Source organism: Faecalibacterium sp. AF10-46, assembly GCF_003604105.1.
GTDB classification, from domain to species: domain Bacteria; phylum Bacillota; class Clostridia; order Oscillospirales; family Ruminococcaceae; genus Faecalibacterium; species Faecalibacterium taiwanense.
Genome location: NZ_QVGY01000003.1, coordinates 165,152 through 180,144 on the forward strand (window position 1 = coordinate 165,152; position 14,993 = coordinate 180,144).

Sequence of the window (14,993 nt, forward strand, 5' to 3'; positions counted from 1 at the left end):
CAAAACGCGGCTGTGCAAAACAGACCGCGTTTTGTTTGCAAAAGCGGTTACAAGCCGCAAACTTGTGCACAGAACCATAGAACGGGAGAGAGGGTAAACCATGGCAGAGCTGTCGCCCATGATGCAGCAATATCTTGAGATCAAAAAACAACATAAGGACGAAATTCTGTTTTACCGCATCGGCGATTTTTATGAGATGTTCTTTGACGATGCCCTGACGGCATCCAAGGAACTGGACCTGACCCTGACCGGCAAGCAGTGCGGCATGGAAGAGCGAGCGCCCATGTGCGGCGTGCCCTTCCACAGCTACGAGGGCTATGTGGCGCGGCTGATCGCCAAGGGCTACAAAGTAGCCATCTGTGAGCAGGTGGAAGACCCGGCCAAGGCCAAGGGCCTTGTCAAGCGGGACATCATCCGCGTGGTCACACCCGGCACGGTCATTGAGAGCAGTATGCTGCAGGATGACCGCAATAACTACATTGCCAGTATCTTCCTCAAAGGAAAGAAAGCAGGTTTGTGCTTTGCGGATGTCTCTACCGGCACGGCCCATATCACAGAGCTGGATGCAGACAAGATCGCCCCGGCGGTCATTACGGAGCTGTGCCGCTACCATCCCAGCGAAGTGCTGATGAATCCGGGTCTGCTGGACTGCCGCGAGGTGACAGCGTACATCAAAAAGAATATGACTTGTTCGGTGGAGCTGATCGAAGAGGAACGCTATGCACCGGGCCTTGTGGCGGCATCGCTGGAAAACCAGTTTGGCCGCGACTGGGCGCAGATCACCGGCATTGCAGCGGACGGCCTTGTGCGCTTTGCCATGGCGGCACTGCTGGAATATCTGCACGATACCCAGATCAAGGGCGTGGAACGTCTGAAAACGGTCATAACCTATAATAAGGCCCAGTTCATGCGTCTTTCGCCCGTGACCCGCGCCAATCTGGAGCTGACCGAGACGCTGCGCGGCCGCGAAAAGCGGGGCACGCTGCTCTGGGTGCTGGATAAGACCAGTACATCCATGGGCAAGCGTATGCTGCGCAGCTGGATCGAGCAGCCGCTTATTTCCAGTGCACTCATCAACCACCGCCTGAACGCTGTGGAGAGCCTTGTCAAGCAGACCATGGCCCGCGGCGACCTGACCGAAGAGCTGGGTTACATTGCGGATATGGAACGCCTGATGACCCGCACGGTTTACGGCTCTGCCACACCCAAGGAAATCTATACGCTGGCCCAGACCTGCGACCGGCTGCCCGGCCTGCGCAGGCAGGCTGAGGCCTGCGGCTGCCCGGAGCTTGCTGAACTGGCAGTACAGATCGATCCGTTGGAGGACATCAAGGCCCGTATTTATGCGGAGGTGGACCCGGAAGCGCCCTCTACCCTCAAGGATGGCGGTGTCATTGCCAAAGGCTACCATGCCGAGGTGGACGAACTGCGTTCCATCCGCGACAATACCAAGGGCGTTCTGGCGCAGCTGGAAGCCCGCCTGCGGCAGGAGACCGGCATCCCCAAGCTGAAGATCGGCTATAACCATGTGTTTGGCTACTTCATCGAGGTAAGCAACTCCTATAAGAGCATGGTGCCGGAGACCTACATCCGCAAGCAGACCCTAACTTCCGGCGAACGCTACATCACGCAGGAACTGAAAGAGCTGGAAAGCAAGATCTTAGGTGCCCACGAACGGCTCATCACGCTGGAGCACCGCCTGTTCAGCGAACTGCTGGAAAGCATCAGCGCTCAGCTGGACCGCATCCAGCGCACGGCAAATGCGGTGGCCCAGCTGGATGTGCTCACGGCGCTGGCGCAGGTGGCAGCGGAAAACAACTACTGCCGTCCCATCGTGGACGACAGTGACGAGCTGACCATCACCGAGGGCCGTCACCCTGTAGTGGAGCAGATGCTGAAAGGCAGCCTGTTTGTGCCCAATGATACCACCCTGAACTGTGGTGCAGACCGCTGCCTGATCATCACCGGCCCCAACATGGCAGGTAAATCCACGTACATGCGCCAGAATGCACTGATTGCGCTGATGGCGCAGATCGGCTCCTTTGTACCGGCTTCCAGCTGCCATGTGGGTGTGGTGGATGCCATTTTCACTCGCATCGGTGCGTCGGACGACCTGTCTGCCGGTCAGTCCACCTTTATGGTGGAGATGACCGAGGTAGCGGAGATCCTGAAAAATGCCACCGCCAAAAGCCTTGTGGTGCTGGACGAGATCGGCCGCGGCACTTCCACCTTTGACGGCATGAGCATTGCCCGCGCCGTAGTGGAGCACATTGCAGACCCCGCCAAGGGCCTTGGCTGCAAGACTCTGTTTGCCACCCACTACCACGAGCTGACCGAACTGGAAGGCGGCGTGGACGGCGTAAAAAACTACAATATTGCGGTAAAAAAACGCGGCGAGGACATCACCTTCCTGCGCCGCATCGTGCGCGGCCCGGCGGATGACAGCTACGGCATCGAGGTGGCAAAGCTGGCAGGCCTGCCCGGCAGTGTGACCCGCCGCGCCCATGAGGTGCTGCGCGCGCTGGAAGCAACTGCACCTAAAAATAAAGTAGAGCAGATGGATTTTGATGCCCTGCAGGAGTATAACTCTCCGGCTGTGCCCAGCGAGATGATGGACAAGCTGGAAGCTCTGGATGTGGAAACACTCACCCCCATTGAGGCTTTGAACTTCCTCTACGAGCTGAAAAAGACCCTGAAGGGCAGCCTGAACAGATGAAACTGCTCTACCTGACCCAGACCATACAAGGAGGGAAAACACCATGGCAGTGATCCATGTTCTGGATAAGCACACAGCCGAGCTGATCGCAGCCGGTGAGGTGGTCGAACGTCCGGCATCCGTTGTTAAGGAGCTGCTGGAAAACTCCATTGATGCCGGTGCCACGCAGGTGACCGTCAGCATTGAATCCGGCGGTGTCAAGCTGATCGAGATCAGCGATAACGGCACCGGCATCGAGGCAGAATATATCTCCACGGCGTTTATCCGCCACGCCACCAGCAAAATTGAAACACCGGACGATCTGACCAACATCCATACGCTTGGCTTCCGCGGTGAAGCACTGGCATCCATTGCCAGCGTGGCCCGTGTAGAGCTGACCACCCGAACCGAGGTGGACGAGTTTGCCACGGTCTACCGCATTGAGGGCGGGGAAGAGGTCTCTCGTGAGCCGGGTGCCAGAGCTGTGGGCACCACCATCCGGGTAAAGGATCTGTTTTACAACACGCCTGCCCGCATGAAGTTCCTCAAAAAGGACTCCTCCGAGGGCACCTTTGTGTCGGATACAGTTACCCATGTGGCGCTCAGTCACCCGGAAGTCAGCGTCAAATTCATCCGTGAGGGCAAGCTGCAGTATGTCACGCCCGGCGACGGCCAGCTGCGCGGTGCAGCCTATGCGGTGCTGGGCCGGGAGTTCAGCCGGGACCTCATTGAGCTGAAAAATCAGGAGGGCGTGTACCGCATCACCGGTCTGGTCACCCCGCCCAAAAGCTGCCGCGCCAGCCGAAGCATGCAGCATTTTTACATCAATGGCCGCTATGTGCGCAACCGCACCATGATGGCCGGTATGGAGATGGCGTTCAAGGGTACCATGATGCAGGGCAAGTTCCCGGGCGGCATTCTGCTGCTGGAAATGCCGGCCGACCTTGTGGATGTCAATGTGCATCCGGCCAAGATCGAAGCCCGCTTTGCCCGCGAAAATGATGTTTTTGATGTGGTGTATCATGCCGTCAAGCTGGCATTGGCTCAGCCCGGCACCGGTGAACGGCTTTTTACTTTTGAAGCAGACAAAGAAGAAAAAGCTGAAAATTTAAAAAAAGACACTGATATAATCAAAAATGATGTAAAGAACAATAACTTTACAGGTCTTTCCGCGATCATTCGGGGGCAGGCAGACCCGGGCGTTCTGCCACAGCAGCACTGGGAACCGGCAAAACCCGCCGCAGCACCGCAGCAGCCTGCCCCGTCTGCTGCAATGCAAATACCGACAGCACCCAGTGTGCCGCGCTGGAAAGGCAGTGCTCAGAACGAGGATATGCTGGATCCGTTCGTGACCCTTCACAGCCCGAAGCTGGAAACGACAAAGGCACCAGAGCCGTTCCGTGCGGCAGCAAGTGAAACACAGCTGGATGTGGAACTGGAATTTGGTGAGACAAAACTGCATTCGCCTCAAGACCATATGGCAGCGTGGAACCCTGCGCAGGAAGCACCAAAGGAAGAACCTGAGAGTGCACCCTGTGCAGAAAAAGAACCGGATGCGCCGGAAGCGGCAGAACAGGAAACTATACTGGCCGAGCCGGAGCAGATGAACTTTGATCCGACGGCGGATCAGCCGGAGCCGCTGCGCTATGTGGGCGAGGTGTTCAGAACATATATCCTTGCAGAACGCGGCGACGAGCTGTGCCTGATCGATAAACACGCTGCCCACGAGCGCCAGCTGTACGAAAAACTGGCCGCGAACTACGGCAATGTGCCCAGCCAGATGCTGCTGGAACCTGCTGCCATCGACCTTGCTGCGGAGGAAAAGCAGGCCCTGCTGGATAACATTCCTCTGCTGGAAAATGCGGGCCTTGAGATCGCGGACTTTGGCGGCAATACCGTGGTGCTGCGCGCGGTGCCCGCAGATGTGGAGCCGCAGAATACGGAAAGTCTGCTGGTGGAGATCGCAAATAAGCTGCTCAAGGGCGGCCATGATGCGCTGAACGAGCACACCGAGTGGGTGCTGCATTCCATCTCCTGCCGTGCAGCCATCAAGGCGGGGGACAAGTCCTCGCCGCAGGAACTGCTGGCGCTGGCCGAAAAGATCCTTTCCGGCGAGGTGCCGCCGTTCTGCCCGCATGGCCGCCCCTGCGTACTCAAATTGACCCGGAAGGAGCTGGAAAAGCAGTTTGGACGCATCGTATAAACATCCCGTGGTGGCCGTCGTCGGCCCTACCGCAACCGGAAAGACGGCGTTGGGCGTAGAGCTTGCAAAACATTTTTCCGGCGAGGTCATCAGCTGTGATTCCATGCAGATCTATAAAGGTCTGGACATAGGCACGGCAAAGGTGACACCGGAGGAGACCTGCGGTATCCCGCATCACGGCGTGGATATCCTTACGCCGGACAAAGCTTTCAGCGTGGCAGACTTTACCGCCATGGCCGGAAAGCTGGAAGAAGAGATCTCTGCCCGGAAGAAGCTGCCCATCCTTGTGGGCGGCACAGGGCTGTATGTTCAGAGCTTTCTGTATGGGGTGCGCTTTACAGAGGAAAAAGCACCTGCCGGTCTGCGGGAGCAACTGGCGGCGGAACTGGCTGCAAAAGGCGGTGCTGCCATGTACGAAGAACTGAAGCAGGCCGACCCGGAAGCTGCTGCGGCTATCCACCCGAACAATCAGGTGCGGGTGCTGCGCGCGCTCGAACATTATCGTGCCACCGGCAAAAAGCTGAGCGAACAGAAGGCAGAGTCTCTCCCACCGGAGCGGCCCTACCGCAGCCTGATCCTCGGTCTGGATTTCCCAGAGCGCGCGGTACTTTACCGCCGCATTGACCTACGTGTGGACAAAATGCTGGAAGCGGGCCTTATAAAGGAAGCGGAGCATGTCTGGCAGAACCGGGAAAGCTTCCGCACGGCAGCGCAGGCCATCGGATACAAGGAGTTCTTTCCGTATTTTGAGCAGACGGCTCCACTGGAAGCCTGCACGGAAAAGCTCAAGCAGGCGTCCCGCAACTATGCCAAGCGCCAGCTGACCTGGTTCCGCCATATGGACGGTGTGGTCTGGCTGGATGCCGGTGCACCGGATGCAGTGCAGACTGCCATCCGCAAAACGAGCGAATTTTTAGCGAAAGGATGATCGATATGCCGGATGAGACCCAGAAGGAACGCCATGCACCGCATGTGCTTACCACTCTGGCAGGCGTGCTGATCGCGTTTCTGCTGCTGGCAGCAATTTATGTGGTGTATCAGGCCGCACATATCCTGTTCCCGCAGAATGTTTATGAGACTGCGCTGCCTGCGGTTATTTCGGATACGGTGGAAGCCGACGGAGTTCTGCTGTTCGACGAAAGCTATGTGGCAGGCAGCGGGAATCTTGGATATCTTGCTGCCGACGGCGAGCGCGTTTCAGCGGGCACCGCAGTGGCAGAGGTGTACAGCAACGCTTCTCAGGCTTCGCTGCGCCTGCAGCTGAACCAGCTGAATGATCAGATCGACCTGCTGCAAAAATCGCAGAACACTTCTGCGCTGCAGCTGGATACCCTTTTAAAAGAACGTTCTTCTGCGCTGTATGACCTGCTGGATACGCTGGACGACAGCGATTATGAAGCGGTGGATGATGATGCCAATGCCTACCTGCTGGCCCAGAACAAGCTCTGGGTGGTAACGGGCGAAGCTGCAAACTTTACCGATCAGATCACTGCGCTGGTCCAGCAGTCCCAGAGCGTGCAGGCGCAGCTGGGCAGCCCGGCGCAGATCACTGCACCGCAGACCGGCTATTTTGTGCGCTCTTCCAGCAGCGGACGGCTCAATGCCAGTGCCGATGATATCCTTGCACTGAACGCACAGGAGCTGCAGGGCTATCTGCAGTCCGACCCATTGCTGGCACTGGACGGCTGCGCCGGTAAGATCGTGGCAGGGTTCACATGGCGCTATGTGGGCGTGTGCACTGCAAAGCAGGGCGAAAAGCTGCTGGGTCAGAACGGCAAGCCGCTGAGCACAGCGGTGGAGATCAGCTTCCCGGGTCAGGTGGAGAACAGCCTCAAGGCCACCGTCACCGAGGTGGAGATCGATCAGGACAGCGGCCTTGCCCGCTTTGTGCTTGCCTGCAACTCCATCAACGGCGATGTGCTTTGCCTGAACCGGGCTGCAGCACGCATCTCGGTAGGAGAGCGCAGCGGCCTGCGGGTGCCTGCTGCGGCTGTGCACTATTTAAAAGAGGATGGCACCGAGGCACAAACGCAGGGCGAAAACTACATTCCCGGTGTGTACGTGAAACTTGGCAACATTGCCCGCTTCTGCCGGATCGACCCGGTGGACGCAGACCATCCACTCATCACGGACGGCGATTACATCCTTGTTCTGCCCGAAGGGACCGAGGGCTCGGTCAGCAAGGTGAGGCTTTATGACGAAATAATCGTTTCCGGACAAAATTTGTATGATGGAAAGCTTTTGTAGTTATTGACATCTGAGGCAAAAAATCCGATAATAGATAAAGCTATTATTTGCATCTATTTGCAAAGAACGCCAGGCAGCGCCATGCTGCCCGAATGAAAGGAGCAGATTGTATGTCTTTGCTTGACAGCATTAAGAAAGGTCTGTTTGACCAGGAAGACGATTACGAGGATCAGTACATTGACGATGGCCCCCAGATGGTAAACAATAACAATGGCACCGGCCTTGGTGCTGACGACGAAAATGAAGAGCCTGTTGAGGGTGCCAAGAAGAACGGCAAGGTGGTCAACATCAATGCCACCACTCAGCTCAAGGTCGTTCTGGTCAAGCCTGAGCGTTTTGAGGATGCCAGTACCATTGCTGACCACCTGAACAACAAGCGCACCGTGGTGCTCAATCTGGAGTCCACCAACAAGGAAGTGTCCCGCCGTCTGGTGGATTTCCTGTCCGGTGTTGCATATGCAAACAATGGCCAGATCAAGCGCGTGGCCAACAGCACCTTCATCATCACTCCGTACAACGTGGATATCATGGGTGATCTGCTGGACGAGCTGGAGAACAATGGCGCGTTCTATTGATCCGCAGCCCAAGGCGGCGCGCGGGTTCATCCCTGCGCGTACCGATGAAGAACGCTATCTCATGCGCCATATCGAGGACTTGGCCCACACGGCCTTTTCCCGGGACATTGCGCGGTATTCGGCTTTCCTGAGTGACCGCGAGCAGGACTTGGCCCGCGCGGCACTGGGCCGTGCCGGTGTGCAGGAGGGCTTCCGGTTTGAGGGCGGCTGGCTGAATGCGGAGCGCAGGGTGCTCTGTATCGAGCCGGAGTACAGCTGCGGCGAAGCACCCATCTGCTGTGTGCGGCTGCAATGCCATGCACAGGCGGGGGCTGCGCTGCCCGCCCACAAGGATTACCTGGGCAGTCTGATGGGCCTTGAGCTGCGGCGCGAGGCGCTGGGAGATATCGTTCTGCCGGAGGATCAGCCGGGCACAGCTTATGTGTTTGCGCTGGAACCGGCAGCACAGCTGATCTGCCGGGAACTGTTTCAGGCTGGACACACGGAGCTGACCACGGAACTGCTGACGCTGGACGAGGTGCCGCAGTTTCCGCAGGCGGAGCGTGAGATGCACAGTGCAACGGTATCGTCCCTGCGGCTGGACGCTGTGCTGGCAGCTATGCTGCACTGCAGCCGAGGACAGGCTTCGGAACTGATCGAGGCGGGCAGGGTGGAGATCAACCACCTGCCGGCGGATAAACCTCATGCGCAGGTATATGAGGGCGATGTGTTCACGGTGCGCGGCAAGGGCCGCTTCAACCTGACTGCACTGCCCGGCAAAAGCAGAAAAGATCGGTCAATCATCGAATTTTTTCAATATTAAAAGCAACGGGAGGAAATGACTATGCTGACTCCGCAGGATGTCCGTTCTGTGCAATTTGAGAAAAACCTCCGCGGCTACCGCACAGAGGACGTAGACCGTTTTCTGGATAAGGTGGAAGAACAGCTGCGGGAAGACGATGCGCAGGCGGAACAGCTTCGCAAGCAGATTGCGGACCTGACTGCTGAAAACCAGAAGCTGCACGATGAACTGAAGAGCTTTGAGGCAGATGGTGAAATGCTCAAGAGCGCGCTGATCAATGCACAGCGCATGGGCGAAAATGTCATCCGCGAAGCAAACCAGAAAGCAGAAGAGATCATCCATCGTGCAAATCTGCGCGGTGATGATATCATCCGCGATGCCAACGAACTGCTGCAGAAGGCAAACGACCGTGCAGACGAGATCGAGAACGAAGCAAACGAGAAGCGCCTTGCAGAGGAGCGCGAGTATGACCGCGTGCGTCTGGAAGTGACCCGCTTCAAGTCTGATGTGCTCAACCTGTACCGCAGCCATGTGGAGTCGCTGAGCCGTCTGCCGGAGTTCCAGAAGGAAACGGCTGCACAGGATGCCGAACAGGCAGAGCCTGCTGCAGAGGAAAGTGAGCCTGCCGCTGCAGCCCAGCCGCAGGCAGCGGACGTGCAGGAGCCGGAAGCAGAGCCTGCACAGCCCGCACAGGAAGATGCAGAACCTGCTGCCGTTGTTGAAAATGACGACGACAAGGCAGCTGACAGCAGCGAGGATTTCTGGGCAAAGGATGAGAGCCAGCTCAAGCTGGACCCGCCGCCCGCGCCTCCTGCTGATTTTAAGCCGGACGAGCCGGACTACGATGCTTTTCAGGGTGTCAAGTTCAGCGAGTAAGGCAACCCCATAAGGAAATATAGAGGAGAGTGTAAACCATTGGCTAAGAACAAATCGCAGTACGATAGTACTCTGAACCTGCCCAAGACCCTGTTTGAAATGCGTGCCGGCCTGCCCAAGAAGGAGCCGGTCATGCTGAAGGATTGGGACGACAACGACCTGTACAATCAGCTCATGAAGCACAACGAGGGCAAGCCGCAGTTCATCCTGCACGACGGCCCTCCGTACGCAAACGGCAATATCCACATGGGTACTGCCCTGAACAAGATCATCAAGGATATCATTATCCGCGATAAGAACATGGAGGGCTTTCAGGCTCCCTATGTGCCCGGCTTTGATACCCACGGCCTGCCCATCGAGCTGAAGGCTCTGTCCTCCGTCGGTGATAAGAAGAAGGACATTTCCAAGCTGGAACTGCGCCAGATCTGCGAAAAGTTTGCTACCGAGCACATCGATATCATGAGCGACCAGTTCAAGCGTCTGGGCGTTATCGGCGATTTCGAGCATCCGTATCTGACCCTGAAGCCTGAGTTCGAGGCACGCCAGATCGAGATCTTTGGCGAGATGGCAAAGAAGGGCTACATCTACAAGGGCCTGAAGCCCGTGTACTGGTGCCCGGACTGCCGCACGGCTCTGGCAGAGGCCGAGATCGAGTACGGCGAGGACGACTGCGATTCCATCTTCGTGCGTTTCCACGTCTCTCAGGACCCCAACGGTGTGCTGGCAAAGCACGGCATCCCGATGGACAAGACCTACTTCGTCATCTGGACCACCACCACTTGGACTCTGCCCGCTAACGAGGCGATCTGCCTGAACGGCCAGTTCGAGTACTCCTTCGTCAAGATCGGCGATGAGTTCCACATCATGGCCACCGAACTGGTCAAGAGCGTCATGGATGCCTGCCACATCGAGAACTACGAGATCGTGGGTGAGCCGGTCTCCGGTGCCGAGTTTGAGCTGATGCGCTACAACCACGTCTACCTGCCCAAGGAGGGCTGGGTCATTCTGGGCGATCACGTCACGCTGGAAAGCGGTTCCGGCTGTGTCCATACCGCAGGCGGCCACGGCGTGGACGACTTCAACGTCTGCCAGAAGTATCCGCAGGTGCCCATCACCGTCCCCGTGGACGATGGCGGCTATCTGACCGAGCTGGCCGGTAAGTATGCAGGTCAGCGCGTGTGGGCTGCCAACAAGACCATTCTGGCCGATTTGACCGAGTCCGGTGCTGTCATGGGTCAGGTGCACATCAAGCATCAGTACCCGCACTGCTGGCGCTGCCATCACCCCATCATCTTCCGTGCAACGGAACAGTGGTTCTGCTCCATCGCAAAGTTCCGCGAGGATGTCTACAAGGCCATCGACACCGTTACCTGGATGCCGGATTGGGGCCATGACCGCATGAAGGGCATGGTGCGCGACCGCAACGACTGGTGCATCAGCCGCCAGCGCACCTGGGGTGTGCCCATCCCCGCATTCTATTGCAAGAAGTGCGGCACCTACCACATCACCGATGCCACCATCAAGGCTGTCAGCGACCTGTTCCGCAAGGAAGGTTCCGATGCATGGTATAAGTACGAAGCCGAGCAGATCATCCCCGCAGGCGAAGTGTGCGAAAAGTGCGGTGCTTCCGAGTGGACCAAGGACACCGACATCATGGACGTCTGGTTCGACTCCGGCTCCACCCACGCCGCTGTGCTGGAGGAGCGTCCGGAACTGCGCTTCCCGGCTGATATGTATATGGAGGGCGGCGACCAGTTCCGCGGCTGGTTCCAGTCCAGCCTGCTGACCAGCGTTGCAAGCAAGGGCTGCGCACCCTATAAGTCTGTTCTGTGCCACGGCTGGGTCGTGGATGAGCAGGGCAAGCAGATGCACAAGAGCGCCGGCAACGGCGTGGAGCCCAGCGAGATCATCAAGGACTACGGCGCTGATATCATCCGTCTGTGGGTGGCTTCTTCCGACTACACCGTGGATGTGCGTGCCGGCAAGAACATCTTCAAGCAGCTGAGCGAGGCTTACCGCAAGATCCGCAACACCGCCCGCTTCATTCTGGGCAATCTGGACGGCTTTGATCCCAACACCGACTGTGTGGCTGACGATCAGCTGCAGGAGATCGACCGCTGGGCACTGGCTGCTCTGGATGACCTGATGGTCAACACCAGCGCAGGCTACGCTGTGTACGACTTCAACAAGGTCTATCATGCAGTGTACAACTTCTGCGTTGTTGCAATGTCCAACTTCTATCTGGATGTGACCAAGGATCGCCTGTACTGCACCAACGGCGCAGGCCGCAAGGCTGCTCAGACCACCATGTACAAGATCCTTGTGGCTCTGGACAAGATCATTGCTCCTATCCTGTGCTTCACCAGTCAGGAGATCTGGGACTTCATGCCCAAGACCGAGGGCATGAACCAGTACGTTGTCTTTGAGGAGATGCCCAAGGCCGGCCAGTATGCCGCCGATGAAGCCTTCAAGGCAAAGTGGGCACAGCTGATCGCCGTCCGTGACGAGGTGAAGAAGGTTCTGGAGCAGGCCCGTGCCGAAAAGGTCATCGGTGCTTCTCTGGAGGCTGCCGTCACCCTGTACTGCAATGATACTGTGTACAGCCTGCTCAACAGCATCCCCATGGACGAGCTGGCCGACCTGATGATCGTCTCTCAGGTAGAGCTGGTCAAGGGCGAAGGCGGCGCTGCAAGTGCTGTCGAGGGCCTGGGTGTTGCTGCTGCACATGCCACCGGCGAAAAGTGCGAGCGCTGCTGGAAGTATTCTTCTTCCATCGGCAGCCATGCCGCACATCCCACCCTGTGCGCACGCTGCGCCAGCGTTGTGGAAGCCTAAGCGTTCCGCATAAAACAATGTTTTAAAGGGCGGCGCTCCCTTATACCGGGGAGCGCCGTTTTTTATACTGAATGATTTTGGGAGTATCCTATGGCATTTGTTGTTTTTAATCTGCTCGCGGCTGCGGCACTCATTGGCATCGATCAGGTCATCAAGCTGTGGGCCACAAATGTGCTGCAGCCCGTTGGTGCAATGCCGCTGATCCCCCATGTGGTGGAGCTGCGGTTCGTGCTCAACCCGGGCATGGCGTTCAGCCTGCTCAGCGGCAAGCAGCTGTTCCTCATCATCGCTACCAGCATAGCGCTGATCCTTGTGGCCTACGGGCTGTTCTTCCGCAGCCGCGGCAGATACCTGCAGCAGGCCGCACTGCTGCTGATCCTTGCCGGCGGTGTCGGCAACCTGATCGACCGTGTGCTCAACGGCGAGGTGGTGGACTACATCAATCTGCTGTTCATGCAGTTTGCGGTGTTCAATTTTGCGGATATCTGCGTGTGTGTGGGCGTGGGCCTCTGGGTGCTGGTAATTTTTCTGGAAGAGCTGCACGCTGAGAACGGGCAGTCCCCGAAGGAGCAGTGAGCCATGGAACAGCGTGAATTTGTGGTGGAGCAGGAGACGGCAGGCCAGCGCATCGACCGCTTTCTGAGCGGTGAGGACACCGGCCTTTCCCGGTCTGCTCTGCAGGCGCTGGTGGCCGACGGTCATGTGTTGTGCAACGGCAAGCTGGTCGCCAAAAGCCTGAAGCTCAAGGCGGGCGACACCATCCTTTTGGAAATTCCGGACGCAAAGCCCATTGAGGCCGTGCCGCAGGACATCCCGCTGGAAATCGTCTATGAGGACGAGCATCTGCTGGTAGTCAACAAGCCCAAAGGCATGGTGGTGCACCCGGCTCCCGGCAACCCGGACGGCACGCTGGTGAACGCGCTGCTGTGGCACTGCAAGGGAAGCCTGTCCGGTATCGGCGGCGAGATCCGCCCCGGCATCGTGCACCGCATCGATAAGGACACCAGCGGACTGCTGGTGGTGGCAAAGGACGATGCAACGCACATCGGCCTTTCCCAGCAGATGGCGGTGCACAGTGTGGAGCGCGCGTATCGCACCATCGTGTACGGCGGCTTTGCACAAGATGAGGGCTTTGTGGAAAGCAATCTGGGCCGCAGCAAGACCGACCGCAAAAAGATGGCGGTCTACCCGGCCAGTGAGCCGCACACCAAATATGCCTATACCGGCTATCAGGTGCTGGAACGGCTGAACAACTTTACCATGCTGGAATGCCGTCTGAAGACCGGCCGCACCCATCAGATCCGCGTGCACATGGCATCCATCCAGCACCCGGTGGCGGGCGACCCGGTATATGGCCCGCACAATTGCATCACCAGCCTGCACGGCCAGTGCCTGCACGCCAAAACGCTGGGCTTTGTGCACCCAATCACCGGCGAACATCTGCGGTTCGATTCGGAATTGCCGGAATACTTCACTCGTTTTCTTGCAACGCTCAGGAGGGGAACGGTATGAACCATCTTTCTTCAACGCTTGTACTGTGTGATCTGGACCATCTGCTTTTGGGTGCCGACGGCAACCTGACGCAGGTGGTGCGGGATGTGCTGCAGCTGTTCGTCCGCCGCGGCGGACGTTTTACGGTGTTTTCCCAGCGCACGCCGCGGGCAGTGCGGTCCATTCTGGGCAGTGTGCGGCTCAGCGCTCCTGCGCTGGTGTGCGGCGGTGCCATGGCCTACCATTTTGCCGATGGCACCCGCCAGCCGCTGTGCACCTTTGCCGGGCAGGATGCCGACCTGTTCGCCCGCCTGCCGGTGGCAGAGGGCGTGGGCATTGCCCTGCAGATGACCGACGGTACCACCCGCGTGCTGCGCATGAGCGAGGCATTGGAGTGTCATCTGCGGCAGGAATGGACCCCTTATCTGCTGGCAAACGCGGCAGACATCAAGGGGGAAGAAGTGCTGCGGGTGCTGCTGTATCAGGACAGCAAGGCAGTGCCCATGATCTCGCTGCTGGAAAAATCTCTGGGCGACCGCACAGCGGTGCTGCTGGGCGAGCGTGCCGCAGCGGATACGCTGATCCTGACCCCCAGAACCGTCTCTGGCCGTGAAATGCTGGATGCCGTGTGTATGCCGGTGGGCATCGACCCGGAAGATGTGCTGGTACTTGCCGGAGGGCTGCCTATGCTGGACATGGTGCGCGCTTCCAGCCAGAGCACCGCAGCTGCGGATGCCCCGGCTGAGCTGCGTCTTGCTGCCCAAAAGGTCACTTTGACCGATGCTGCGGCAGGTTCTGCAGTGGAAGTGCTGTACCGTATGGTGCGGGATGCTGAAAATTTGGCGTAAAATTTGTGCAAGGCTTCTGCAAATTCTTTCGCAGAAGCCTTTCTTTTTGGAGGAAAGTCAGGTACAATGAGAGAAACGCATCTTCTGGTCCTGCAAAAGAAGGAAAAACTCTTTCTTGCGCTGTCGCTGGCGGCGGTGGTTTTGTGCACAGTGCTGGCCTTTGGCTTTGCCGTGCCGCTGCAGGCTGCCGAACCGCAGGTCCTGCCGGATACGACCGGGCTGGAACAGTATGTGCTGGTGGATCTGAACACTGCCGATCTCTCTGCGCTGTGCACACTGCCGGGCGTAGGGGAAAAGCGCGCACAGACGATTCTGGATTACCGGACGCAGAATGGCCCGTTTGAACGGGTAGAAGATGCAGCCGATGTTCCGGGCCTGACACAGACCATTGTGGATTCCTGGGCAGGAATGGCAACCGTGAGCTGAGCCGCAGCCGGCGGCC

The 14,993-nt window shown here is 58.1% G+C and carries 12 protein-coding genes; all 12 read left to right on the top strand.

The annotated features are described in order from the left end of the window. Positions 1–100: 100 nt before the first annotated feature. The 12 genes from mutS (at position 101) to DWV57_RS05545 (ending at position 14,977) form a co-directional block, all read left to right on the top strand. Entirely contained in the window at positions 101–2,716 is a 2,616-nt protein-coding gene (gene mutS / locus DWV57_RS05490) for a DNA mismatch repair protein MutS (protein ID WP_120020204.1), read from the top strand. 43 nt (positions 2,717–2,759) lie between these two features. Continuing rightward, on the top strand, positions 2,760–4,898 hold the full coding sequence (gene mutL / locus DWV57_RS05495; RefSeq protein WP_120020205.1) for a DNA mismatch repair endonuclease MutL: 2,139 nt from the start codon (positions 2,760–2,762) through the stop codon (positions 4,896–4,898). Next, entirely contained in the window at positions 4,882–5,826 is a 945-nt protein-coding gene (miaA, locus tag DWV57_RS05500) for a tRNA (adenosine(37)-N6)-dimethylallyltransferase MiaA (RefSeq protein ID WP_223387553.1), read from the top strand. The genes mutL and miaA overlap by 17 nt, the downstream gene beginning before the upstream one ends. Before the next feature lie 5 nt (positions 5,827–5,831). After that, a complete protein-coding gene (locus DWV57_RS05505) occupies positions 5,832–7,145 on the top strand; it encodes an HlyD family efflux transporter periplasmic adaptor subunit (protein WP_243112306.1) in 1,314 nt (437 codons plus the stop codon). A 110-nt stretch (positions 7,146–7,255) separates the two neighbouring features. Next, entirely contained in the window at positions 7,256–7,720 is a 465-nt protein-coding gene (locus tag DWV57_RS05510) for a cell division protein SepF (protein ID WP_118527374.1), read from the top strand. Beyond that, positions 7,704–8,522: a S4 domain-containing protein gene (locus tag DWV57_RS05515; RefSeq protein WP_120020207.1), complete on the top strand. Its 819-nt coding sequence runs from the start codon at positions 7,704–7,706 to the stop codon at positions 8,520–8,522. Before DWV57_RS05510 ends, DWV57_RS05515 begins: the two co-directional genes overlap by 17 nt. Before the next feature lie 21 nt (positions 8,523–8,543). Beyond that, positions 8,544–9,377 (top strand): DivIVA domain-containing protein, encoded by an 834-nt coding sequence (locus DWV57_RS05520; RefSeq protein ID WP_242959295.1) that lies wholly within the window; start codon positions 8,544–8,546, stop codon positions 9,375–9,377. 39 nt (positions 9,378–9,416) lie between these two features. Continuing rightward, entirely contained in the window at positions 9,417–12,212 is a 2,796-nt protein-coding gene (gene ileS, locus DWV57_RS05525) for an isoleucine--tRNA ligase (RefSeq protein WP_120020208.1), read from the top strand. 90 nt (positions 12,213–12,302) lie between these two features. Further along, positions 12,303–12,788 (top strand): signal peptidase II, encoded by a 486-nt coding sequence (gene lspA, locus DWV57_RS05530; protein WP_120020209.1) that lies wholly within the window; start codon positions 12,303–12,305, stop codon positions 12,786–12,788. A gap of 3 nt (positions 12,789–12,791) precedes the next feature. Beyond that, entirely contained in the window at positions 12,792–13,724 is a 933-nt protein-coding gene (locus DWV57_RS05535) for an RluA family pseudouridine synthase (RefSeq protein ID WP_118527368.1), read from the top strand. Beyond that, positions 13,721–14,551, top strand: a complete 831-nt coding sequence (locus tag DWV57_RS05540) for an HAD hydrolase family protein (protein WP_120020210.1) — start codon at positions 13,721–13,723, stop codon at positions 14,549–14,551. The genes DWV57_RS05535 and DWV57_RS05540 overlap by 4 nt, the downstream gene beginning before the upstream one ends. A gap of 66 nt (positions 14,552–14,617) precedes the next feature. Further along, entirely contained in the window at positions 14,618–14,977 is a 360-nt protein-coding gene (locus DWV57_RS05545; protein ID WP_118527364.1) for a helix-hairpin-helix domain-containing protein, read from the top strand. Positions 14,978–14,993: the final 16 nt, after the last annotated feature.